Annotated in this window: 22 protein-coding genes; 7 read left to right on the top strand and 15 right to left on the bottom strand. The window is 65.2% G+C overall.

Features of this window, described 5'->3' with window-relative positions; translation table 11 throughout:
* Positions 1–4: 4 nt before the first annotated feature.
* The 5 genes from AC4GYS_RS01340 to AC4GYS_RS01320 form a co-directional block, all read right to left on the bottom strand.
* Complete coding sequence (locus AC4GYS_RS01340) at positions 5–1,057, bottom strand: copper resistance protein B (protein ID WP_491107317.1); 1,053 nt, start codon at positions 1,055–1,057, stop codon at positions 5–7.
* A complete protein-coding gene (locus AC4GYS_RS01335) occupies positions 1,054–2,793 on the bottom strand; it encodes a copper resistance system multicopper oxidase (RefSeq protein WP_491107316.1) in 1,740 nt (579 codons plus the stop codon). The genes AC4GYS_RS01340 and AC4GYS_RS01335 overlap by 4 nt, the downstream gene beginning before the upstream one ends.
* Before the next feature lie 81 nt (positions 2,794–2,874).
* Positions 2,875–3,159, bottom strand: a complete 285-nt coding sequence (locus tag AC4GYS_RS01330) for a hypothetical protein (protein WP_491107315.1) — start codon at positions 3,157–3,159, stop codon at positions 2,875–2,877.
* Between the two features lie 42 nt (positions 3,160–3,201).
* Positions 3,202–3,525 (bottom strand): hypothetical protein, encoded by a 324-nt coding sequence (locus AC4GYS_RS01325; protein WP_491107314.1) that lies wholly within the window; start codon positions 3,523–3,525, stop codon positions 3,202–3,204.
* A gap of 69 nt (positions 3,526–3,594) precedes the next feature.
* Positions 3,595–3,915, bottom strand: a complete 321-nt coding sequence (locus AC4GYS_RS01320; RefSeq protein WP_491107313.1) for a hypothetical protein — start codon at positions 3,913–3,915, stop codon at positions 3,595–3,597.
* Positions 3,916–3,995: 80 nt separating this feature from the next.
* On the opposite strand from AC4GYS_RS01320, the gene ku reads away from it, so the two are divergent.
* Both ku and ligD read left to right on the top strand, forming a co-directional pair.
* Entirely contained in the window at positions 3,996–4,919 is a 924-nt protein-coding gene (gene ku / locus AC4GYS_RS01315; RefSeq protein ID WP_491107312.1) for a non-homologous end joining protein Ku, read from the top strand.
* A 90-nt stretch (positions 4,920–5,009) separates the two neighbouring features.
* Positions 5,010–7,502, top strand: coding sequence for a DNA ligase D (gene ligD, locus AC4GYS_RS01310; RefSeq protein ID WP_491107311.1), 2,493 nt, complete (start codon positions 5,010–5,012; stop codon positions 7,500–7,502).
* Here ligD and AC4GYS_RS01305 read toward each other — a convergent pair.
* Both AC4GYS_RS01305 and pip read right to left on the bottom strand, forming a co-directional pair.
* Entirely contained in the window at positions 7,459–8,499 is a 1,041-nt protein-coding gene (locus tag AC4GYS_RS01305) for an ATP-grasp domain-containing protein (RefSeq protein ID WP_491107310.1), read from the bottom strand. The two genes, ligD and AC4GYS_RS01305, sit on opposite strands and share 44 nt — an antisense overlap.
* Positions 8,499–9,464 carry a prolyl aminopeptidase gene (gene pip, locus AC4GYS_RS01300; RefSeq protein ID WP_491109338.1) on the bottom strand — a complete coding sequence of 322 codons (966 nt, stop codon included), beginning with the start codon at positions 9,462–9,464 and terminating at the stop codon, positions 8,499–8,501. Before pip ends, AC4GYS_RS01305 begins: the two co-directional genes overlap by 1 nt.
* A gap of 46 nt (positions 9,465–9,510) precedes the next feature.
* On the opposite strand from pip, the gene AC4GYS_RS01295 reads away from it, so the two are divergent.
* Positions 9,511–11,673 carry a penicillin acylase family protein gene (locus AC4GYS_RS01295; protein ID WP_491107309.1) on the top strand — a complete coding sequence of 721 codons (2,163 nt, stop codon included), beginning with the start codon at positions 9,511–9,513 and terminating at the stop codon, positions 11,671–11,673.
* A gap of 4 nt (positions 11,674–11,677) precedes the next feature.
* Here AC4GYS_RS01295 and AC4GYS_RS01290 read toward each other — a convergent pair whose 3' ends face one another.
* From AC4GYS_RS01290 to AC4GYS_RS01275, 4 genes are all read right to left on the bottom strand, one after another.
* Positions 11,678–13,048: a glutamate--cysteine ligase gene (locus AC4GYS_RS01290; RefSeq protein ID WP_491107308.1), complete on the bottom strand. Its 1,371-nt coding sequence runs from the start codon at positions 13,046–13,048 to the stop codon at positions 11,678–11,680.
* A 12-nt stretch (positions 13,049–13,060) separates the two neighbouring features.
* The gene (locus AC4GYS_RS01285; protein ID WP_491107307.1) at positions 13,061–13,795 is read right to left on the bottom strand and encodes a 16S rRNA (uracil(1498)-N(3))-methyltransferase; all 735 of its coding nucleotides are present in this window, start codon (positions 13,793–13,795) and stop codon (positions 13,061–13,063) included.
* Between the two features lie 519 nt (positions 13,796–14,314).
* Positions 14,315–15,493, bottom strand: a complete 1,179-nt coding sequence (locus tag AC4GYS_RS01280; RefSeq protein ID WP_491107306.1) for an LL-diaminopimelate aminotransferase — start codon at positions 15,491–15,493, stop codon at positions 14,315–14,317.
* 58 nt (positions 15,494–15,551) lie between these two features.
* Positions 15,552–16,229, bottom strand: a complete 678-nt coding sequence (locus AC4GYS_RS01275; protein ID WP_491107305.1) for a trimeric intracellular cation channel family protein — start codon at positions 16,227–16,229, stop codon at positions 15,552–15,554.
* A gap of 53 nt (positions 16,230–16,282) precedes the next feature.
* Here AC4GYS_RS01275 and AC4GYS_RS01270 point away from each other — a divergent pair, with 53 nt between their 5' ends.
* A complete protein-coding gene (locus tag AC4GYS_RS01270) occupies positions 16,283–17,998 on the top strand; it encodes a PHA/PHB synthase family protein (RefSeq protein ID WP_491107304.1) in 1,716 nt (571 codons plus the stop codon).
* Here AC4GYS_RS01270 and AC4GYS_RS01265 read toward each other — a convergent pair.
* Together AC4GYS_RS01265 and rarD are read right to left on the bottom strand one after the other, a co-directional pair.
* On the bottom strand, positions 17,995–18,219 hold the full coding sequence (locus AC4GYS_RS01265) for a hypothetical protein (protein ID WP_491107303.1): 225 nt from the start codon (positions 18,217–18,219) through the stop codon (positions 17,995–17,997). The genes AC4GYS_RS01270 and AC4GYS_RS01265 overlap by 4 nt on opposite strands.
* Positions 18,220–18,233: 14 nt before the next feature.
* Complete coding sequence (gene rarD, locus AC4GYS_RS01260; RefSeq protein ID WP_491107302.1) at positions 18,234–19,145, bottom strand: EamA family transporter RarD; 912 nt, start codon at positions 19,143–19,145, stop codon at positions 18,234–18,236.
* Positions 19,146–19,262: 117 nt separating this feature from the next.
* Here rarD and AC4GYS_RS01255 point away from each other — a divergent pair, with 117 nt between their 5' ends.
* The 3 genes from AC4GYS_RS01255 to AC4GYS_RS01245 are packed head-to-tail and all read left to right on the top strand — an operon-like array spanning position 19,263 to position 21,664.
* Positions 19,263–19,931, top strand: coding sequence for a DUF4893 domain-containing protein (locus tag AC4GYS_RS01255; RefSeq protein WP_491107301.1), 669 nt, complete (start codon positions 19,263–19,265; stop codon positions 19,929–19,931).
* Positions 19,928–20,287, top strand: a complete 360-nt coding sequence (locus tag AC4GYS_RS01250) for a ribose-phosphate pyrophosphokinase (protein WP_491107300.1) — start codon at positions 19,928–19,930, stop codon at positions 20,285–20,287. Before AC4GYS_RS01255 ends, AC4GYS_RS01250 begins: the two co-directional genes overlap by 4 nt.
* A gap of 30 nt (positions 20,288–20,317) precedes the next feature.
* Complete coding sequence (locus AC4GYS_RS01245; RefSeq protein WP_491107299.1) at positions 20,318–21,664, top strand: metal-dependent hydrolase family protein; 1,347 nt, start codon at positions 20,318–20,320, stop codon at positions 21,662–21,664.
* A 97-nt stretch (positions 21,665–21,761) separates the two neighbouring features.
* Here the strand turns inward: AC4GYS_RS01245 and murA are convergent, their stop codons facing one another.
* Complete coding sequence (gene murA, locus AC4GYS_RS01240) at positions 21,762–23,045, bottom strand: UDP-N-acetylglucosamine 1-carboxyvinyltransferase (protein ID WP_491107298.1); 1,284 nt, start codon at positions 23,043–23,045, stop codon at positions 21,762–21,764.
* A gap of 74 nt (positions 23,046–23,119) precedes the next feature.
* Complete coding sequence (clpS, locus tag AC4GYS_RS01235) at positions 23,120–23,461, bottom strand: ATP-dependent Clp protease adapter ClpS (protein WP_491109337.1); 342 nt, start codon at positions 23,459–23,461, stop codon at positions 23,120–23,122.
* Positions 23,462–23,470 lie beyond the last annotated feature (9 nt).

Genomic DNA, 23,470 nt, shown 5'->3' with positions numbered 1-23,470 from the left:
TCCCTCAGAACCACATCCGCAAACCTGCAAGCAGCGAAAGGCCGCCGGCGTCCTCGCCCTCCGCCTGGCGAAAGCGCCGGGTTGCACCGAACGCCCGCTCGTACGATACGCCGACATAAGGCGCGAACTGCTGACTGACCTGATATCGCAGGCGAAGGCCGAGTTCGGCGGTGCTGAGACCGGCCCCGATGCCGACCTCCCTGATGTCCTGGGCCGACAGCTCAACCTCCGCCAGCGGCTGCAGGATCAATTTCTGCGTGATCCGCAGGTCGTATTCGACCTCGGCCCTGGCGGTGAGCTCGCCTTTGGTCGAGAGGAACAGCGCGGCGTCGACTTCCCACCAATAGGGGGCCAGTCCCTGGACGCCCACGACGAGGTGGGTTCGGTCCGGACCAAGGTTGGCGTCGTGCCGGACGCCGGCCTGCAGATCGAACCAGGGGTCAATCGCCCGGCTCCACAGCGCTTGCATTTCGATATGTTCCGGCGTTCGTCCGCGCTCACCCGCAAGCTCGGTCTTGAGCCACAGCTTGTTGACGTCGCCGCCGTACCAGCCCTGCGCTTCGAGCAGATAGCCGTCCCGGCCCTTGCCGCCCTGCCACTCCAGCCGATCGACAAGAAGCTTGGCGGTGCGTCCGCCGCCGTGCTCCACGCGAAGGTTCTCCCGGGCCCTGGCCATGGCCGCGGCACCAAAGATTTGGTCGGCGGCATGGTCCGGTCCGCTCAAAGCCGCGGCCGGCGGCGGCGCGACCGGCGGTGCCGGCGCGGGGCTTCCATGCCCCGCGTGCGGATCGGCCACGGGCATGTCGTGCCCCGCGTGCGGATCGGTCGCAGGCATGTCGTGACCGGCGTGCGGATCGGCCGTCGGAGCCGAGTGCTCCTCGTGGCTGTCCGGCGGCGGCGGCGGGGCGGGCTCGGGCATGGTGCAATGGCCCATCGCAGTGTGCTCGGCAGTGCACCCGCTCGGCGGCTCCGCAGGCGCAGAAGCGTGGCCCTGATGCTGCGCCACGGCTGGAGCCGCAGCGCCGGCGATCAGCACGGGAAGAAGCGCCCGGATCATGCGGCACCTCCGTCCAGCGGACGAACGGTGACGACCCGCATCATCCCGGCATGCATGTGATACAGCATGTGGCAGTGGAACGCCCAGTCGCCCGGTGCGTCCGCCGTCAGGTCGAGGTCGACATAGCCGCCGGGCAGGACCCGGACCGTATGCTTCAGCGGCTGGTGCGTCCCGTGGCCGTTGACCAGTTCGAAGAAATGCCCGTGCAGGTGCATGGGATGGGTCATCATCGTGTCGTTGATGAGCCGCAGCCGCACCCGCTCGCCCCGCGCGAAGCGATACGGCTCGGGCGCTTCGCTTAACTGCTGGCCGTCCATCGACCACATGAACCGTTCCATGTTGCCGGTCAGGTGGATGTCGATCCGGCGCGTCGGCGCACGCGTGTCCTTGTTCGGCCCGACCGCGACCAGGTCCCGGTAGGTCAGCACCTTGTGCCCGACCTTGTCCAGCCCGATCCCCGGGTCACCGATCCGATCGACCGGCATGGGCGCGATCATGTCGACGCCGACGCCGACCGGAAAGTCGACCTTGGACTTGTCCCGCATGCTGTGGTCCATCGCCGGGCCGCCCCCCGCGGCCGAGCCGTGACCGGCATGCGCGCCATGGTCCATGCCGCTCATCGCGCCCATGCCCATGTCCTTCATGCCGAGCGTCGGGCGCTCCCTCAGCGGCGGGACCAGCGCCCGCAGGCCCGGCCTTGGCGACAGGGTGGCGACGCCCATGCCGGACCGGTCGATCGTTTCCGCGACGATGCTGTACGGCTGGTCGGCGGGCGTGACGATGACGTCATAGGTCTCCGCGTTGCCGATCTGGAACTCGTCGACAACCACCGGTTGCACGGGAATGCCGTCGGTCGCGACCACGGTCATCCGGAGGCCGGGAATGCGGAGGTTGAAGATGGTCTGCGCGGCCGCGTTGATGATCCGCAGCCGCACCCGTTCACCGGCGCGGAACAGGCCCGTCCAGTTCTCGCGCGGGGAGTGGCCGTTGACGAGGAAGCTGTAGGCCGCCTCCGTCACGTCGGAAATGTCGGTCGGGTCCATTCGCGCACGGGCGAACATCGCGCGCTCTTGCGGGGTCATCGGGTCCTTGCCCGACAGCCGGTCGGCCAGCGTGCGCTTCTGGCGATTGAAGAAGCCGCCTTCCTGCTTCAGCCGGGTGAAGATTTGATGGGGGTGCAAAAAGCTCCAGTCGCTGAGCACCAGCACATGTTCCCGGTCCGAATCGATGGGATCGGGACCGGCCGGGTCGATGATCAGCGGGCCGTAATGACCGGCCTGCTCCTGAAGGCCGGAGTGGCTGTGATACCAATAGGTGCCCGACTGCTTCAGCGGAAATTCGTACACGAAGGTGGAATGCGGCTTGATGCCTGGAAAACTCACGCCGGGAACGCCGTCCATCTGGAAGGGTAGGATCAGGCCGTGCCAGTGGATGGACGTATCCTCATCGAGATGGTTTTCCACGGTCAGCCGCACGTTCTGGCCCTCGCGCAGCCGAATAAGCGGCGCGGGCAGCGTCCCGTTGATGGTGACGGCATGACCGGTCCGGCCGTCGACCGGAAACCGGCTCTCGGCCACGGTCAGCTTGATCTCGTTTCCAGCCAGCGTTCCAAAGCCTTTGGCCGACAAGCCATGGCTGACCGGACGCGCCCACGCCGGGCGCGCGGCGGCAAGGGCTGACAGACCGGCTCCGCCGGCAAGAAACGCGCGGCGGTTCCACTCGAGGGTGGCGTTCATAATTCGGGACTCCGGGAAGTCGCGCGCAGACGACGAGGGCTGCGGTTATGCCCGCAGCGCCTCGTCCTGGATGCGGTGCTTTTAGTGGGCGTGGCCTTCGTTGGCGTCGGCCTTCGGCGCCGGAGCAGCCGACATGGCCTTCATCATCGCCTCGCAATGTTCCTTAGCCTTACCGGTCGCTTTGCCCGACTTGCACTCTTCCATCATCCGGGCGTGGTCGGCCGCACTCATGCCATGGTGCTGCATGCCCTTGTGATCTGCGCCGCCGTGCTGAGCGTGGCCGGCATGAGGGTTTTGAGCAGGTGCGGTTTGAGCGACGGCCGGAACTGCGAGCGTGAGCGCGAGTGCGCCAAAAAGGGTCTTCATGATGCCAATCTCCAACGAATATCTGGTCGTGTCGTCAGTCGTTCACGATCCTCGTGGAGGAGGGATGGCAGGAGGGATCGAGGTGCCCAGCAAGTAAGGCGCTGGCGCCGCGGCCTGAACCGCGACGATGTCATCGGGAGAGGCCACAACTTCCGGCGGCTGTGATGGCAGCGCGGTGCAGGCGGCGGCGCAGTGCATGGCCATGCGCGCCTTGCCGGAACTGTCGGACCGGTTGTCGTCGCAATGGCCTTGCGCGGCCGTGGTGGACGAATGGCCTGGCATCGCGGCAGCCGTCGACTGGCTCATGCCGAACGACATGAGGAGCATGGCGGCGATTGCCAGCAGACGACAGAATAGGACGGTCACCACAGTTCACATAGTCGTGCGCGGCTTTACCGGCAATGACTGCCGCGAACCGGCGGCAAGTCTCGGCGCTTACAGTGACAGGAGCGCGATGGCCGACGCGCCTAGGCTGAGCAGTGCGACGATCACCACCAACGCGATCCAGCCCTGCTGCTGCTCCCGCGCCTTCATCCGCGCGCGATCGAGATAGTAGCCACCGTTCCACGGGCGAATTGTGGCAGTACCGACCAGCTCCGTCAGCGCTTCTTCCTGCTCCCCGCCATCGGGCACCAAGGCCAAGGTCGTGCCCGGCCCGAAGGCCTTGGCGTCCTTGAGTTGCTTCAGCAGGGCATCCCGCGCCTCCTGTCGCTTGGCGGCGGATGCGATCAGCGCAGCATTGATGGCTGGATTCATGAACGCAGTCTAACCGGAACACCTTGCCCGCCAAAGGATTGAATCGCTTCAGCAACGACCTTTGAAGCAGGAGCCTTACGATGGCGGCACGGCCAGCCTGGCGTGGACAGATCAAGCTGGCGCTGGTTTCGATACCGGTCGAGATCTATCCGGCGACGAAATCCGGCGCGACCATCGCCTTTCATCAGATCCATGAACCGACCGGCAAGCGGATCAAATATGAGAAAGTCGTGCCCGGCGTGGGACCGGTGGACCGCGACGACATCGTCAAGGGCTTCGAGGTCAGCAAGGGCGAGTATGTGCTGCTCGAGCCCGAGGAGATCGAAAGCGTCAAGCTGGAAAGCCGCAAGACGCTCGACCTGGTGCAGTTCGTCGACACGCACGAGATCGATGCCATCTATTATGACAAACCCTATTTCGTCGTGCCCGCCGACGACCTGGCCGAAGAAGCGTTCATCGTATTGCGCGACGCCCTTCGCGCGGCTCGCAAGGTCGGGGTGGGCCAGCTTGCAATGCGCGGTCAGGAATATGTCGTGGCTCTGAAACCATGCGGACGCGGCATGCTGCTGGAGACGCTCCGCTACTCCGACGAGGTCAACAAGGCGGCGAGCTATTTCCGTGAGATCGAGGATGCGGAACCCGACGCCGACTTGCTGGACCTTGCTTCCACGCTCATCGAGAAAAAGAGCGGAAAGTTCGATCCGGCGGAATTCCACAATCGCTATGTCGACGCGCTGAAAGGTCTGATTGAAGAGAAGCGCAAGAAAAAGGGTGAGCTGGTGATCCAGGATCCGGACGACGGATCGAGCAAGCCCAAGAGCAATGTCATCGATCTGATGGCAGCGCTGAAAAAAAGCCTGGGCGACGACGCGCGGAACGACAACGCGCCGGCGGGCAGGAAGCCAGCAGCGAAGAAGGTCGCGCCGGCGCGCAAGCCTGCCGCGGCGAAGAAGGCTGCTTCTGCTGCTCCAAAAAAGGCGGCGGCCGGCGGGCGGAAACGGTGAGTGCCACTGCGAAGGCAGGGGTTCAATCCGCGGCCGTAGCGCAGCGCCTGTGGCGCTGGACCAGGCCTTTCCCTTCGCAGGAGCAGTCGGGTGGCTAAGTCTGCCCGCGCCAAGGGTTTCGATATCGCGACCTACAATGCCAAGCGGGACTTCACCAAGACCGCCGAGCCGAAGGGTCGCAAGGCCCGGGGCAAGGGCAGCAGCTTTGTCGTGCAGAAGCATGACGCTTCCCGGCTGCACTGGGACTTCCGGCTGGAGCTGGATGGAGTGCTGAAGAGCTGGGCGGTCCCGCGTGGGCCGAGCCTTGATCCGGGCACCAACCGGCTGGCGATGCGGACGGAGGATCATCCGCTTAACTATGGCACGTTCGAAGGGACGATCCCCAAAGGCGAATATGGCGGCGGGACGGTCATGTTGTGGGACCGCGGCAACTGGACACCCGAGCCGGGCAAGAATCCGGCCAAGACGCTGGAAGAGGGGCATCTCCACTTCAGCCTCGACGGCGAACGGATGCACGGCGAATGGGTCATGTTTCGGATGAAACCCAAGCCCGGCGACAAGGGCGAGCCGTGGATGCTGAAAAAGGTCACCGACGAGCATGCCAGGCCCGACGAGGGCGACGCGCTGGTCGAACAATGCCTGGTCAGTGTCACGACCGGCCGGACCATGGCCGAGATCGCTGCCGGCGAGGACGTGTGGGAGTCCAATCGCGGCGGCAAGAAGGGCGGGCGCACAAAACGCAAGGGTGGCGTTGCACCGCCACCATTTCGCGATCCGCAACTCGCAACCTTGGTGGACGAGGTGCCGACCGGCAACGATTGGCTCCACGAATACAAATATGACGGCTACCGATTGCTGCTGGCCACTGGCGACAGCTCGGTGTTGGCCTGGACCCGCAACGGCAAGGACTGGAGCGATCATTTCGCGCCGCTGGTGAAGGCAGCGGCCAAGCTGCCGCCGGGCTGCCTGATCGATGGCGAGGCCGTCGCGCTCGGTGAGGGCGGGAAGCCGGACTTTCAACTGCTGCAATCGACCTTGAAGGGCGGCAAAGCAGAGCTCGCGTTCTACGCGTTCGACCTTCTCGTGGACAGGCAAGAGGATATCACCGCACTGCCCAACATCGAGCGCAAGGCCAGGCTCGCCGCCCTGTTGAAAACCGCGCCGCCTGCCATTCTCTACGGCGACCATGTCGTGGGCAAAGGTGAGAAGCTGTTCGAGGCGATCTGCAAGGAGGGCGGCGAGGGGATCATCTCCAAAAAGGCAAGCGCCCCTTATCGCGGGACCCGGTCGCGCTGCTGGCTCAAGATCAAGTGTATTCAGCGGCAGGAATTCGTGATCGTCGGCTGGCAGGCGAGCGACAAGCGGCGAGGGTTTCGCTCCCTCCATCTGGCGGTCCGCGAGGGCCAATCGTTGCGCTACGTCGGAAAGGTCGGAACCGGCTTCGACACCAAAATGATCGATGAGCTTTCCGGGTTGATGAAGCCGCTGACGCTGGACCAGCCGGCATTGGAGGTGCCCCGCCTGGCGCGCAGGGGCTCTACCTGGATCGAGCCGAAGCTGGTGGCGGAGGTCGCCTTTACCGAATTCACCAGCGAGGGCGTGCTGCGCCATCCCAGCTTCATTGCGCTGCGGTCGGACAAGTCGGCCGGGGATGTCGTCCGGGAAGTCCCGAAAAAGCTGAAGGCGGCGGACCGCAAGGGCGATCTCGCCACTTACGAGAGTCTTGGCCTGCGGCTCACCAGTCCGGAGCGGATCGTCTTCCCCGGGGACGAACTGAGCAAGGGTGACCTCGCCAACTATTATGCCGCCATCGCCCCCCTGCTGATGATCGACCTGGCGAAGCGCCCGATGACCCTTATTCGCTGCCCCCAGGGCCGGTCAAAGCAGTGCTTTTTCCAGAAGCACGACAGCGGTTCGATGGGGGGGCACGTCCTGCATGTTCCGGTGAAGGAGAGCGACGGCGAGGTGCAGGATTATCTGTATGTCGACGAGCCGATCGGCGCGCTGGAATGCGTGCAAATGAACACCATCGAGTTTCATGGCTGGGGCAGCCGGATCAAGCCGCTCGAGAAACCGGACCGACTGGTGTTCGACCTTGATCCCGATGTCGGGTTGGACTTCGGCAAGGTGAAGGCAGCCGCCATTCGCCTGCGCGAACTGCTGGCCGACCTTGGGCTGATCACCTTCCCACTATTGTCGGGAGGCAAGGGCATCCATGTCATTGCGCCGCTCGACCAGACGGCGGACTGGCCGGCGGTCAAAAGTTTCGCCGAACGGTTCAGCCGGGCGATCGCCGAGGCCGAACCGGAGTTGTTTACGGCCAACATCCGCAAGAACCAGCGGACCGGCCGGATCTTTCTCGACTGGCTTCGCAACCAGCGCGGCGCAACCGCCGTCCTTCCGTATTCGGCGCGGGCGCGCGAAGGTGCCCCGGTGGCGGCGCCGGTCGCGTGGGAAGAACTGGATGGGCTGGATCGCGCCAGCATCTTTTCCATTCGCGACGCGCAATTGCTGACGGAACGGGCCTCCGGCGACCTGCTCAAGGGGTGGGGACAGGCACGGCAGTCGCTTCCTCGCCATTGAGTGATGCCATCGGCGGCGTGAAGCCGATCAATTCCCACAAGGCGCGCTGCATCGGAGCGATGCAGGCTTGTGTGTAGGTGAATGGACCATCGGTTGAGAAGGCGATGAAGTTCATGCAGGCATTGGCCTCGAACAAGACCAGCCGACCGTCCGGCAGGATCGAGAAGTCGATTCCGAACAGATCGAGGCCCAAGCGCTTGCGGATGGCGCGAAGCACCTCCGTCACCGGGCCGGGCAAGCCCCCCGCTTCGAAGATGCCGCGCTCTTCCGCGATCAGATCCGGGCGCTCGCCCATGAAGCCCTTGCGGACATCGACGTGAACATTCCAGCCATCAGAGACGACCATATGCCGGAAGATCATCCGGTCGCCGACGCACCAGACTCGATATTTGCGATAGAGCCCGTCGCCGCTGCGAAAATCGATGAACTGGGTCACAAGGTGATCGGTGGCGCCGGCGAGGGCAGGAGCAAGATCTTCCGACTGCCTCGCAACCCCGGTGAAACGACCGGTGTGCGTGCCGGCTTCGCGCACTAATAAGGGGAACTTCAATCCGGATCGGATCACCGCCTTGGCGGCGAGATCGGCTGGCTGGCGGCGGAGGCGGAGGACTTGCGGGACCTGCAGGCCAGGGGTGCCGGCAAGCGCTTCTGCGACCTTTTCCCGGGTGCTTCGCTTCACGGCAGCCGGAGGGTTGATCACTCGCCCTTGAAAGCCGTTCAGTAGCCGGTCGGCGACCTCCAGCACCCGGGGGTTCTGGTCGGGGTCCGTAATTAGATTGAAGACGATATGATAGCGATGGAGCGGCGGCCGCGTGCTCTTTTTCAGGAAGTTGGGCGTCACCCGCAGCCCGTCCCGCGGCACCAGCGTACCAAGCAGCTTGTAGACATCGGTGCTGCCTTTGTCCCGCATCTGGCCAAGTGGGCCCACCGCCCGCGCCTCGTCACTTCCGTGCAGCAGCAGAAGGGTTGGCGAACCGTGAAGCCCTTGCAAGGTCATCAGCGATTGCCGCCCGCGAAATGGTCAGTGGCGCGAACGAGCGCGTCAAGCACGCCCGGCTCGCTGTAGAGGTGGCCGCCGTCCGGCACGATCTCCAGATTCGCCTCGGGCCACGCCTTGTGAAGCGCCCAGGCCGCCCGTGGCGGCGTACAGCTGTCGTGGCGACCCTGCACGATGACACCTGGAATGTGACGGAGCTTCTCGGCGCCGCGCAAAAGCTGGCCTTCGTCGAGCCAGCCGCCGGCGCGCATATAGTGGTTTTCGATCCGCGCGACCGCGATCGCCTTGGCTGGCTCGGTGAATTCTTCGATCGTATCGGGGCTGGGCAGAAGCGTGACAGTGACGCCTTCCCACTTGCTCCACGCCTTGGCAGAGGTCAGTTGAACCTGCGGGTCGTCCGATGTCAGCCGGCGATAATAGGCCTCGACCAGATCATGCCGTTCGTCGAGGGAAATGGAGGCGATGAATTCATCCCATCCATCGGGGTAGATGGAGGACGCGCCACCTTCCTTGTACAGCCAGTCGACCTCATGCTGGTCGAACAGGAAGATGCCGCGCAGCACCATTTCGGTGACACGCTGCGGGTGGGTCTGAGCATAGGCGAGCGCCAGCGTGGAGCCCCAGCTGCCACCGAACACCTGCCAGCGCTCGACGTTGGCGACCTGGCTGCGAAGCTTCTCGATGTCATCGACAAGGTGCCACGTTGTGTTGGCGTCGAGGCTGGCGTGGGGCGTAGACCGCCCGCAGCCGCGCTGGTCGAACAGCAGGATATTGTAGCGCTGCGGATCGAACTGGCGGCGATGGTCGGGCGACGCGCCGCCGCCCGGTCCGCCGTGGAGGAAGACGACGGGCTTGCCGTCCGGGTTGCCGCATTGTTCCCAGTAAAGGCGATGACCGTCACCGACGTCCAGCATGCCGGTGCGGTGCGGCTCGATGGGCGGATAAAGGGTGCGGCGATCGGTCATGTCCGCAACGCTAGCGTCGACGTCAGGCTTGGCATAGCCTTGCCAGATGCGCCCCCTGGTCATCGCCTTCATCCTGCTGCTCTCCATTCCAGCCGCAGCCGCGCCCGCATCGGACCTCCAGCGATGGCAGGCGCAAGCCCAACGGGTGACCATCACTCGCGATCATTGGGGCATTGCCCATGTCCGCGGACAAACCGACGCCGACGCGGTGTTCGGGATGATCTACGCCCAGGCGGAGGACGATTTCCCAAGGATCGAAGCCAACTATCTGACTGCCCTCGGGCGCACTGCCGAAGCGGAAGGCGATAAGGCGATCTGGCGGGACCTGCGCGCCCGGCTTTACGTCAGCGAAGCGGAATTGAAGGCTCACTACGCTGCGTCGCCCCGCTGGCTTCAGTTGCTGATGAGGGGCTGGGCTGACGGCCTGAACTATTATCTTCACAAGCATCCGGTGGTGAAGCCGCGCGTGTTGAGCCGGTTCGAACCGTGGATGGCGCTGAGCTTTACTGAAGGAAGCATCGGCGGAGACATTGAGCGGATCGACCTTGCTGCACTGCAGCGCTTCTATGCGGGCGGAGACCGGGTCGCGCAGGCTGCGGTTCGGACCGAACGATCGGACAACGATCCGCGCGGATCGAACGGGATTGCGATCGCGCCGGCCCTGAGCAGTGGGGGCAAGGCGCTGCTGCTTATCAACCCCCACACCAGCTTTTTCTTCCGGTCGGAGCAACAGGTCACCAGCGAGCAGGGGCTTAACGCTTACGGCGCGGCGACGTGGGGACAGTTCTTCATCTACCAGGGTTTCAATGACCGCGCCGGCTGGATGCACACATCCAGCGGAGTGGACAGCGTGGACGAGTTCGTGGTCCGGCCGGAGCAGATCGGCGGTCGGCTTGGCTACCGCTTCGGGCCGATGATGCGACCGATGACGGCGCGGCCCGTCGTCATCCGGTACCGGACAGCGGATGGAAGGCTGGGAGAACGTCGGTTCAACACTTGGCGGACCCACCGCGGCCCGGTCGTGAAGTCCAACGGGGACGGGTGGATCGCCTTTGCGATGATGGACCGGCCGGTGGAGGCGCTTCAGCAGAGCTTCCTGCGGACGAAGGCAAAGAATCTGGCGGGCTTCATGGAGGTCGCGAAGCTGCAGGCGAACAGTTCCAATGCCACCCTCTTTGCGGATCGTGGCGGCGCCATCGCTTACCTGCATCCGCAGTTTGTCCCTCGGCGCGCTCGAGCACTGGACTATTCCCGTCCGGTGGCACTGACGCCGAAGTCGGACTGGTCTGGCATCCATCCGGCAAGCGAATTGCCCAACGCCGTTCGACCGCCCAACGGCTGGGTCCAGAACACCAACAATCATCCATGGACGGCGGCCGGTCCGTTCAGCCCAAGGGCAAGGGCTTTTCCGCGCTATATGGACAGCTATGGCGAGAACCCGCGGGGCGTTCACGCGGTGCAGCTGCTGTCTGGCAGCAGGGAATGGACGCTCGATCGATTGCAGGCGGCCGCTTACAGCAACCGCCAGCCCGGGTTCGAGATGCTCGTCCCACCGCTGGTTTCCGCCTGGCGGCAGCTGCCGGCCGGCGACGCTCGAAAGGCGCGGTTGAGAGTTCCGGTCGCGACGCTGGCCGGGTGGGACCGGCGGTGGAGCGCGAATTCCGTGGCGAACACGGTGGCGAACTTTTGGGGCGAGGAGCTGTGGAAGCTGGCCACCGGGCCCGACTGGGATGATTCTCTGTCGGTTTACCGGCGGCTGGAGCAGACCACGCCGCGGCAGAAGCTCGATGCCTTGGACACTGCAATTGAGCGGCTGAAGACGGACTTCGGCCGGTGGGACGTGCCGTGGGGCGAGGTCAATCGCTTCCAGCGGATTTCACCGGCCATCGACCACCCGTTCAGCGATCGAGACGCCAGTATCCCGGTGCCGTTCAGCTCTGGCCGGTGGGGCTCGCTGGCCTCGTTCGGAGCGTCACCCAAGCCCGGGACCCGGCGCTGGTACGGGACCGGCGGCAACAGCTTTGTCGCAGTGGTGGAGTTCGGTCCAAGGGTGCGGGCGCGGGCGGTCACGGCGGGCGGCGCGAGTGGGGATCCCCGCTCGCCCCACTTCAACGATCAGGCGGCCAGCTATGCGGCGGGCGCGCTGCGAGATGTGTATTTTTACCCGGATCAGCTCCGGGGACGAATTGAACGAGTGTACCGACCCTGAGGCGTCAGAAGCTCAGTTCATCATAAACCCGGCGGACGTCTCCGTTCCATTCGCCGTGGTACCAGTCGAGCAGTCGGTCGGCGGGGGTGACGCCGGTCGCAACGATCTCACGCAGCGGGTCGAGGAAGCCGCCTTCGTTGTCGCCGGCGGCGTTGAGCCGGGCGCGGGCGGTGAGGCCCGTGGCGGCGATGTCGAGCACCTTCGCAGCCAGGTCGCGCACGGTTTCGCCGTCGGGAGTCGACGCGTCCAGGGCAAGGCGGGGCACGTCCCGGCGAAGCTGCTCGCGCTGATCGATGGTCCAGTGCTTGACGAGGTCCCACGCGGCATCCAGTGCGCTCTGGTCATAGAGCAGGCCGACCCAAAGCGCGGGCAAGGCGCAGATCTTCCCCCAGCGGCCGCCGTCGGCGCCGCGCATTTCCAGGAAGCTCTTGAGGCGCACTTCGGGAAACGCGGTGGACAGGTGGTCGGTCCAGTCGCTCCGACGCGGACGCTCGCCCGGCAGCTGCGGAAGTCTGCCGTCCAGGAAGGCGCGGAAGCTCTCGCCCGCGCAGTCGATGTACTGGCCGTCGCGAAAGACGAAGTACATCGGCACGTCGAGCGCATAGTCGCAGTAGCGTTCGTATCCGAAGCCATCCTCGAACACGAACGGGAGCATGCCGGTCCGGTGCGGGTCGGTGTCTTCCCAGATATGGCTGCGGAAACTCTTGTAGCCGTTGGGCTTGCCTTCGGTCAGCGGCGAGTTGGCGAACAGGGCGGTGGCCACCGGCTGGAGAGCGAGGCCGACCCGGAACTTCTTGGCCATGTCGGCTTCGGATGAATAGTCGAGGTTGACCTGGATGGTGCAGGTCCGAAGCATCATGTCGAGGCCCAGCGTGCCGACCTTCGGCATGTGGTTGAGCATGATCTTGTAGCGGCCCTTGGGCATGATCGGCAGCTCGGCGCGGCTCTTGTCAGGCCACATGCCGAGGCCGAGGAAGCCAAGCCCCAGCCGGTCGCCGACCGCCTTGCACTGCTTCAGGTGCCGAGCGGCCTCGGCGCAGGTTTCATGCAGGTTTTCGAGCGGGGCGCCGGACAATTCGAACTGGCCCGCCGGTTCCAGGCTGATGGTGCCGTCGACGCCGGTCAGCGCAATGATTTTGCCGACCTCTTCGACTGGCTGCCAGCCGAATTCGGTCAGGCCAAGGAGGAGATCCCGGATGCCGCCCGGCTCATCCCATGCGGGCGCGCGGTGATCGGCGACCCGGTAGACGAATTTCTCGTGCTCGGTGCCGATCCGCCACCGCTCCACCGGCTTTTCGCCGCCTGAGAAGACGGCAAGGAGATCGTCCCGACCTTCGATGAGGGGGCTTTCGGTAAGGTCGGTGCGTGTGGTCATGCCGGGCGGCGCTTAGCGCCAGTCTCCGGCCAGCGCCATATAGGCTGAGATCGCTGCCAGCGCGGCGGTTTCGGCGCGGAGGATGCGGGGGCCGAGGGAGATGGCGCGAGCATTGGGAAGCGCGCGGATGCTCTCGCGCTCTTCAGGGGTGAAGCCGCCTTCGGGGCCGGTGAGGATGGTGGCGGGTCCGGGCTGGAAGGCGGTGACGGCTGGCTCGCCACCGGTTTCGTCGGCGAAGTAAAGGGCGCTTTCCGCGGACTGAAGGAAGGCCGGGAGGGCCAGCGGCTCGGCGATCTCGGGCAAGAGCGTGCGTCCGCATTGCTCGGTTGCCTCGACCGCGATGCTGTTCAGGCGTTCGAGCTTGATCCGCTCGACCACGGTCCGGTGGGTAATCACCGGTTGAAGGCGCAGCACGCCGAGTTCGGTGGCCTTTTCGACCAGCCAGTCGACCTGCGCACGCTTCACGGGTGCGAAGGCGAGGGTGAGATCGGGGATGTGTTCGAGCGGTTTGGTCTGGCGCTCGACCGTCAACGTCACGCGCTTCTTGGCCGCGTCGCTGATGCAGGCGAGCCATTCGCCGGAGCGGCCGTCGAAGATCAACAGTTCGGCGCCGACGCCGAGGCGAAGGACATTGCCGAGATAGTTGGCCTGGGCGGCGTCCAGTTCAACGGTTGCGCCGTCCTGCAGGGCCGCGGTCACGAACAAGCGCGGGAGGGATCTGGGCGGCCAGGCGGGAGTCGCGGGCACGGCCTAATGGCCCTTCGGCGCGTTCAACTTGGACAAGTTGGGCACTACGTCCCCCACGTGTCCGCCTTGCCCGCGAAGAGATCGGCCGCAAGAAAGGAGGAGGCGGTCACGATGCATTTGACCGGGATGGCAGGCGCAATCCTACTTTGCAATTTGCGGGTTGGGGGCGGGGTAGGGTCGGCTTTGGGTGGATAACGGACATAGCGCAGGCGCGCCTGATGTGTCAGGTGGAGGTCATGCGACGACGCTATCTCAAGTTTGCCTTGGTGACGGCCCAGCTTTGCTATTTCGTCTCGATTTTGGAGTTTTGGTTTAACAGAACTTTTTGGTCGATGGCCGTCGGTTCATTCTTCCTGCTCAGCATCGGCTGGACCAAGTGCCGACACTGCTCGACGGAGATATGGAAACCGGAAATAATGGGCCGGTGGGTGCCAGTTACGCCACGCATTATCGACGCTTGTCCGGTGTGCAGCAATCCGATGGCCTAATGTCCGTAATGGGTCGGAAGGAGACATCGCCTTACGCACCCGCAAGCATCTTCTTCACCCCGCGTGCTGCCTGCCTCAAGCGCTGCTCATTTTCGACCAGGGCAATGCGGACGTGGCCTTCGCCTTCTTCGCCGAAGCCGACGCCCGGTGCCACCGCGACGCCGGCTTCCACCAGCAGGCGCTTGGCGAACTCCATGCTGCCGAGGTTATGGAAGCGCTCGGGAATGGGCGCCCAAGCGAACATGCTGGCCTGTGGTACGGGGATGTCCCAGCCGGCGCGAGCGAAGCGGTCGACCAGCACGTCACGGCGCTTTTTGTAGAGCTGGCGGTTCGCCTCGACGCAGTCCTGTGGGCCGTTCAGTGCGGCGACGGCGGCGGCCTGGATCGGAGTGAACGCGCCGTAGTCGAGATAGCTCTTCACCCGCGCCAATGCCTCGATCAGCGTCGGGTTGCCGACGGCGAAGCCGATGCGCCAGCCGGCCATGGAGTAGGTCTTACTCATGCTGGTGAACTCAACCGCCACCTCTTTCGCGCCCTCGACCGCCAGGATGGAGGGAGTAGGCGTTTCGCCGAAATAGATCTCGGCATAGGCGAGGTCGGATATGATCCAGATCCCATGTTCGCGGGCGAAGGCGACGAGGCGTTCATAGAAGGCCTTGTCGGCGACATAGGCGGTGGGGTTGGAAGGGTAGCCGATCACCAGCACCTTGGGCCGTGGTACGGTGTAGCGCATGGCGAGGCGCAGGCGCTCGAAGAACGCCTCGCCAGGCGCGGCGGGGATGGAGCGGATGGCGGCGCCGGCGATGATGAAGCCGAAGCTGTGGATGGGGTAGCTGGGGTTGGGCGCCAGCACCACGTCCCCGGGGGCGGTGATTGCCTGCGCCAGATTGGCCAGGCCCTCCTTTGAGCCGAGAGTCACGATGACTTCGCGATCGGGATCGAGCGCCACGCCGAAGCGGCGCTCGTAATAGGCGGCCTGGGCCTTGCGAAGGCCGGGGATGCCGCGGCTGGCGCTGTAGCGATGGGCGGTCGGCTTGGCGGCGACCTCGGCCAGCTTGGCGATGACGTGCGGCGGGGGCGAGCCGTCCGGGTTGCCCATGCCAAGGTCGACCACGTCCTCCCCGCGGGCGCGCGCCGCCGCCTTCATCGCGTTGACTTCGGCGAAGACGTAGGGCGGCAGGCGGCGGATGCGGTAGAAATCGGTGTCCATGGATCAGGTTCTGAACGCAGGATGCGCGACCTTCAACCCGCTGTCCTGTGCGAAGCCGCTAATCCCGATACGCCGGCAGACTCCAGCCGCGGCCGATGGCGATGCCGCGCAGGGCGAAACCCGCAAGGGCGGCAAGGATCACGGCGACTGGTCCGCCAAAACCGAGCATGGACATCCCGACCAGCAGTCCGGCGCTGAGCGCGGCGGCGGTGACGTAGAGTTCGGGCCGCATGAGGATGCTTGGCTCGCCCGCCAGCACGTCGCGGATGATGCCCCCAGCGCACGCGGTCAGAACGCCCATGGCAAAGGCGGGAACCGGCGCCACCCCATAGGCCAGCGCCTTGGCCGCGCCGTAAGTGCCGTAGGCGGCAAGGCCCATCGCGTCGAACCACAGCAAGGCTTGGCCCGCCAGCACCCGCCGTGCACCGGCCCAGACCAGCAGCGCGGCGACGATGCAGATCAACAGGAACATGTTGTTGTGAACCCAGAAGACCGGCGCGCCGATCAGCAGGTCGCGCAGGGTGCCGCCGCCGACACCGGTCGCGACCGCGAAGAAGATGAACGTGACGAGGGTCTGCTTCTTTTCGGCGGCGAGCAGTGCGCCGGAGATGGCGAACACCGCGATGCCGAACAGGTCGAGGGCGACGAGGGCTTGGGGAATGGTCGGGGTGGAAAGGTCGGGGGTCACTTCGCTGTCATTGCGAGGCGGAAGCGACGAAGCAATGAACTTCTCCATGGGGCAGCATCGGATTGCTTCGCTACGCTCGCAATGACGGCTATGGTGAGGCCATGACCCAGACCAGCCTTCCGCCGCTTCCGACCCTCGAAGACTGGCAGCATTGGACCGCCGTCATGGGCCGGGCGCAGCAGATGCTGATGGAGGCCTGGGCCGAGCAACTGAAGGCGCCGGAGGTGCCACAAGCGGCCGCGGTCGATCCGATGGCGTGGCTCACCGCAGGCGCGGAGGCGTGGAGCAAGGGGATCGAAGCCTGGGGCAAGGCGCTGGAGGCGACGCAGAAGGCGGCTGAAGCCAGGGATCGTCGCTTTGCCGCCCCCGAATGGCGCGACAATCCGGTGTTCGACACGATCCGGCAGAGCTATCTCGCCATCTCCGACCAGCTGCTGAAAGGGGTGGAGCAGGTCGAGGGGCTGGACGAGGCAGCGCGGCAGCGGCTGCGTTTTGCCACCAAGAGCTTTGTCGATGCGATGAGCCCATCGAACTTCGCGCTGACCAATCCGCAGGTCTTGAAGAAGACGATGGAGACGCGAGGCGAGAACCTGCTCAATGGCCTGCGACACATGCTGGACGACATCAAGGCGGGCCAGATGACCCAAACCGCCAAGGGTGCGTTCGAGGTGGGGCGCAATCTGGCAACCACGCCGGGCAAGGTCGTCAAGGAAACCCCGCTTTACCAGCTGATCCAGTATACGCCGGTCACGGACAAGGTCCTGAGGACCCCGCTGGTGATCTTTCCACCGTGGATCAACCGCTTCTACATTCTCGACCTGACCCCGGAAAAAAGCTTCGTCCGCTGGTGCGTGGAGCAGGGAATCAGCCTGTTCATGGTGAGCTGGAAGTCGGCGGACGAAAGCTGCCGGGACTTGTCGCTGGACGATTATGTGCTGCGCGGGCAGGTCGACGCGATCGACACGGTGCGCGATTTGCTGGGCGTCGAGAGCGTCCACGCGATTGGCTATTGCGTGGCGGGGACGACACTGGCCGCGACGCTGGCCTATCTGACGGTCGAAGGTGAGGCGGCGAAGGTCAAGTCGGCAACCTTCTTTACCGCGCAGGTCGACTTCAGCCAGGCCGGTGACCTGAAGCTGTTCCTGGGCGATGAGACGATGGGCCTGCTGAATCAGCTGACCGCCGAAAAGGGCTATCTGGACGGACGCTACATGGCGGCGACGTTCAACCTGCTGCGCGGACGTGACCTCATCTGGAACTATGTGGTGAACAATTACCTGCTGGGGGACGAGCCGGCGCCGTTCGACCTGCTGCACTGGAACAGCGATGTGACCAACCTGCCGGCCGGCTGGCACCGCGATTATCTGGAGACGATGTACAAGGGGAACAAGCTGACGGAGAAGGGCGGGATCAGTGTCGCCGGAGTGCCGATCGACCTGGGCTCGGTCGAGACGCCGGCCTATGTGCAGGCCGGGCGCGAAGACCATATCGCACCGCCGGAAAGCGTTTGGAAGATTACCGGCCATTTCCGCGGGCCGCTGCGCTTCGTGCTCGCTGGGTCGGGGCATATCGCAGGGGTGGTGAACCCGCCGTCGGCGCAGAAGTATCAGTATTGGGTGAACGAAGGCGGGGCGGCGAGCTTGGACGAGTTCGTCGCCGGCGGGAGCGAGCATAAGGGCAGCTGGTGGCCGGATTGGCTGAGCTGGCTGAAAGCGCAGGACCCAGCCGAGGTGAAGGTCGCCGGCGCACGGGTGCCCGGCGGGGGCAAGCTTAAGGCGCTGGAGGACGCGCCCGGGAGCTATGTAAAAGCGCGCTAGATGATGCCGCCGCCGAGGCTCAGGCGGACGATGCCGACGATGATCACGAAGATGTTGAGGTTGCGACCGGCCTTGCTGGCGGCGCTCATCTGGCCGACGCCGGCGCCGATGACGGCCAGCGGAATGATCAGCCAGTTCGCCCAGCCGAGCAGCGGAATGAAGGCGACCGCGACCAGCATCAGGGACACCACCCCGATCACGAGGGACACGAAGTTGGTCATGACGGTTCGCTCTCCTATTCGGGCACCAGCTCCGGCGAGCGGGCGCTTCGCCAGGCAGAGATGAGGTAGAGGGTGGCCGCTGTCCAGATGGCGCCGAACGCAATTGCGTGCGCGGCGGTGAACGGCTCGCCATAGCCGAACACCGCGACCAGGAACTGGAGCGTGGGAGCGATGAACTGGAGGATGCCAAGAGTCGAATAGCGCAGCCGGCGCGCGGCGGCGGTGAAGAAGAGCAGGGGAATGGTCGATGCGATGCCGGTGCCGAACAGCAGCAGCATGTCACGCTGGCCGCTGCCCCAGACCGGCGCGCCCGCCGCCGTTTCGCTCCACAGCCATAGGGCGGCCAGCGGGAACAACAGGCCGGTCTCAATCGCGAGGCCGGCGGTCGCCTCCACCCGGGCGATCTTGCGGAGCAGGCCGTAGACGGCGAAGCTGACGCACAGGGTCAGGCTGATCCACAGGTGAGACAGCGCCCCGACGGCGAGCACGGCCACACCGGCGGCGGCAATGGCGACGGCGAACCATTGCAGCCGGGCCAGCGGCTCCTTCAGCAGGAAATAGCCCAGGAGGATGTTGGCGAGCGGGTTGAGATAATAGCCGAGGCTGCCCGCGAGGATGTGCCCGCTGTTGACGGCATAAACGTAGACCAGCCAGTTAACCGCGATCAGTGCCGAGCTGGCGAGCAGGAGGCCAAGCGTCCGACGGTGGGCCAGCGCGGTCCGGACCTGCCCCCAACCGCGGAACACAAACAGCAACGCGCCCAGCAGCAAAAGCGACCAGACGATGCGGTGGGCGACGATCGCCACGGAGGGCACCGCCTGCAGCCATTTGAAATAGATCGGCAGCAGGCCCCACAGGCCATAGGCGCCGACCCCGAACGCCATCCCGGCGCGGGTTCGCGCAATTCTTTCCTGCTGATTCACCATTTTGTCGCCGCTTAAGGGTCGTCTGGCGCGGTGGGAAGGATTTGTTAACCTTTATGAAGGTTCAACAGGGAGCGACGCCCTGCTAGCGCCGGAAACGAGCTCAAAAAAAGGTTAACCGTGATCACTCGTCTCGCCCTGTTGCCGACCGCCGCGCTGCTCTTGTTCCTGGGCGGCTGCGGTCAAGCGCCGCGTCCGCAACAGCCGGTGGTGCAGCAGGAGGACAAGACCAAGCGGGATGTCTGGCAGGAGGTCGCCAATCCGAGCGACGTCAGCCGCATCGCCCGGTTGGACAGCGCGTGGGAGACGGCCCTGCGGGAGGCGCGGGCAAGCTATCGGCGCGAGGTTGCGGCCGAAGGCAAGCTGCTCGATCCCGGGGCCGGGCTGGCCCGTCCGGCGCCGACCCCCGGAAGCTACGAGTGCCGGCTGATCCGACTCGGCAAGACGGAGGCGAGAACCCGCGCCTTCGAACGATTCAAACCCTTTTTCTGTTATGTGGAAGTCGACGGGGACCTGTTGACCATCGTCAAGCAGACCGGAAGCCAGCGCCCCGCCGGCCGCTTGTGGGAAGACGACGAAACGTCCCGGCTGGTGTTTCTGGGCAGCCTTGCGCTGGGCGACGAGCAGCAGCCCAAGGCTTACGGCGACGATCCGCAGCGCGACATGGCCGGTGTCCTGGAGCGGATCGCTCCGTTCCGCTGGCGGCTGGTCATCCCCTGGCCGCGCGGCACGTCGAAGCTCGACGTATTCGAGCTAACCCCGGTGGCGGAGCAGCCGCGAGCATCGTGAGCCTGGCAGACCCGCAGGAGGTACGTGCGTACCTGATCGCGGCGGCGACCGCCGGACATTCGCTGACCTATTCCGAGTTGCTCGAGCGGCTCGGCTATCCGTTCTCGCGACCGAAGATGCGGGCCTTGTGCAAAGTCCTCGCGGCGGTGGACGAGGAGGCCGAAGCGCAGGGCGAACCGGAGTTGGCCGTGCTGGTGGTGCGCCAATCGGACGGCCTGCCGGGGCAAGGCTGGTGGGTTGGAAGCTGGGAAAGGCACGGCTTCGCGGGCGATTGGACCGGGCCCGACGCCCGTAAGCTGATCGACCGGCTGCAGGGCGACGCTTTTCGCTATTGGCAGGCGCGGGACGGCGAGTAAGTTCCCTGCCGACAGAGGGAGTTCAAAATCATGAAAGCTGTTGCCTTGCTTGCGGCTGTGGCGGCCGCCGCACTTGCCGCGCCTGCCGTGGGCCAAGCGCCGCCCGCCGGCACCCAGCCCCAGCCGGTGACGGTGATCCACGCCGGAACGTTGATCGCGATCCCGGGACAAACGCCGCGCCGCAACGCGAGCGTGATTGTGCAGGGCCGCCGAATTCTAGAAGTGCGCGACGGCTTCGCCAACGTGCCCGGCGCAAGGGTCGTAGACCTTCGCACCAGCACGGTGATGCCGGGCCTGATCGACATGCACGTGCATCTTGGCGGCCTCGACGACCGCCTGCAGGCGCGACTGCAGGCGACGGTCCGCAACCAAGAGGACGAGGCGATCACTGGGCTGGTCAACGCCCGCAAGACGCTGATGGCCGGCTTCACCACGGTACGGGACCTGGGCGGCGATGCGGCGGAAATCCGGGCGCTTAAGTCGGCGATCGAGTCCGGCCGCTTCGCCGGTCCGTCGGTGGTCATGGCGGCCAGGATGGTGTCAGTGAGTGGTGGGCACGGGGACGGGCGCAACCTCGTCAATCGGGACCAGGTGGAGATCGCGTCCCATCAAACGGGCAACCTGTGCAACGGGCCGGAAGATTGCCGGCGGGCCGTGCGGGAGCAGATCGGCCAGGGTGCGGAGGTGATCAAGTTCGCCGCGACCGGCGGCGTTCTGAGCAACGTCGCTGGCGGCCTGGCTCAGCAGATGATGGAGGACGAAATGCGGGCGGTGGTGCAGACCGCAAAGATGTTCGGCCGCAAGGTCGCGGCCCATGCCCATGGCGTCGACGGCATCAACGCGGCGCTCCGGTCCGGCGTGGATTCGATCGAGCACGGCACCTTCACCAACGACGAGACTTTTCGGCTCTATCGCCAGACGGGTGCCTATTATGTCCCGACCCTGCTTGCCCCTGCAGCCGCGCTGGCGGACGGACGGCGCGGAGCACTGACGCCGGCGCAGCTGCAAAAGGCGGAACGAGCGGCAGGCAATGCGGAGCGCAGCTTTGCCCGTGCCATTCAACAGGGTGTGAAGATCGCTTTCGGCACGGACTCCGCGGTCAGCCCGCATGGGCGCAATGCGGAGGAATTTGCGTTGATGGTCCGCAACGGGATGCAGCCGATGGCGGCGATCAAGGCGGCGACGGTGAATGCCGCCGACTTGCTGGGCCGTTCCGAACAGGTGGGAACCATTGAAGCGGGCAAGGACGCCGACATCGTCGGGGTGGAAGGCGACCCGCTCACCGACATCCGCTTGCTGGAGAATGTCGGGTTCGTCATGAAATGGGGCAAGGTGGCGAAGCTGGGCGGCCAGCGCCAGGTGACCGAAGTGGACTGACCGGATCATCCTGACGGCGGAGCGATGCTATTCCGCGGCCGGCTTGTTCTGCGAAAAACCAGAGTGCTTCGTTGCTACACGGTTCGCAATGGCGCGCTTAGCCCGCGGACCGGCGCTCGATCGTGGCGCCGACCGCGCTGAGCTTTTCTTCCAGCCGCTCGTACCCGCGGTCGAGGTGATAGACGCGCAGGACTTCCGTTTCTCCCTCGGCGGCAAGACCGGCAAGTATCAGGCTCATGGACGCGCGAAGATCGGTCGCCATGACTTCGGCGCCGGTCAGGCGAGGAACGCCGTGAACGATGGCGGAGCGTCCGCGCACGTCGATGTTCGCGCCCATGCGGCGCAACTCCGGCACGTGCATGTAGCGGTTCTCGAAAATTGTCTCTTCGAGGTAGCTTTCTCCGTCGGCCATGCACAGCATCGCCATGAACTGGGCCTGCATGTCGGTGGCGAAGCCGGGGAAGGGCGCAGTCGAGACAGTCAGCGGCTTCAGCCTGCCGTCGGCAGTGACCTTGATGCCCTTGTCGTGGATTTCGACGATCAGCCCGCAGTGGGCAAGAGCATTGGTGGTGGCGAGCATGTCTTCGGCGCGTGCACCCACGAGGTCGATAGAGCCGCCGGTGATCCCCGCCGCGCAGGCGTAGCTGCCGGCTTCAATCCGATCGGGCATGACGGCATATTCGCAGCCGCTGAGGCCCTCGACGCCGTCGATGATGAGGTGCGAGGAACCGATGCCCTCGATCCGGCCGCCCATCGCCACCAGCAGGTTGCAGAGGTCGACAATCTCCGGTTCGCGGGCTGCGTTGAACAGCTGGGTGCGGCCGGTGGCCAGCACTGCCGCCATCAGCGCGTTTTCCGTTGCGCCCACCGACACCACCGGGAAGCTGTAGTCGCCGCCGCTGATGCGGCCTTTGGGGGCAGACGCGCGGACGTAGCCGGCGGTGAGCTCGATCTGAGCGCCCATGGCCTCGAGTGCGCGCAGGTGAAGATCGATGGGGCGATCGCCGATGGCACAGCCGCCCGGCAGCGAGACGGTCGCTTCCCCGGCGCGGGCCAGCATCGGCCCCAGGACCAGGATCGAGGCCCGCATCCGCCGGACCATGTCGTAGGGCGCGGTGGTTGAGGTGATCTCCTTGGCCCGCAGGGTCATGCGGCGGCCGAATTCGTTCGGGCGCATGGCATCGACCATGGTCGATACACCCAACATGTTCATGAGGTGGCCGAAGCTGTCGACGTCGGCCAGGCGAGGAAGATTGGTGAGAGTAAGCTTGTCGGCCGTTAGCAGTGCGCAGGGCAGGAGGGTCAGCGCCGCATTCTTGGCGCCGGAGATGGGGATAGCGCCTTCGAGGCGCTTGCCGCCCTGGATGTAGATCGAGTCCATTCGCCGCGTTTACGGATTCGTTGCGGGGGCGCAAGTGACGGCCCAACTGGAAGGAGTGGTGACCCGCTAGTTCGTCACGCCTTTTCCAGCGTGCACTGAAGCGGGTGCTGGTTCTCGCGGGCGAAATCCACGACCTGAGCGACCTTGGTTTCGGCGACTTCGTAGGTGAAGACGCCGCACACCGCGATTCCCTGCTGATGCACCTGGAGCATCACTCGGGTGGCATCGTCGATGCTCATCGAGAAGAAACGCTGGAGGCAGAGGACGACAAACTCCATCGGAGTATAATCGTCATTGAGCATCAGCACCTTGTAATTGCTGGGCTTGCGCGTGCGCGGCCGGGTGCGGACGGCAACGCCGCGCTCGATCTCCTCGACGCCGTCACCTTTACCGGGTGCATCGTCCTCGGGGCCCATGATTATCCA

It is taken from the genome of Sphingomonas sp. SP1, from assembly GCF_058313395.1.
This window is presented reverse-complemented; position numbering and strand designations above follow the sequence as displayed.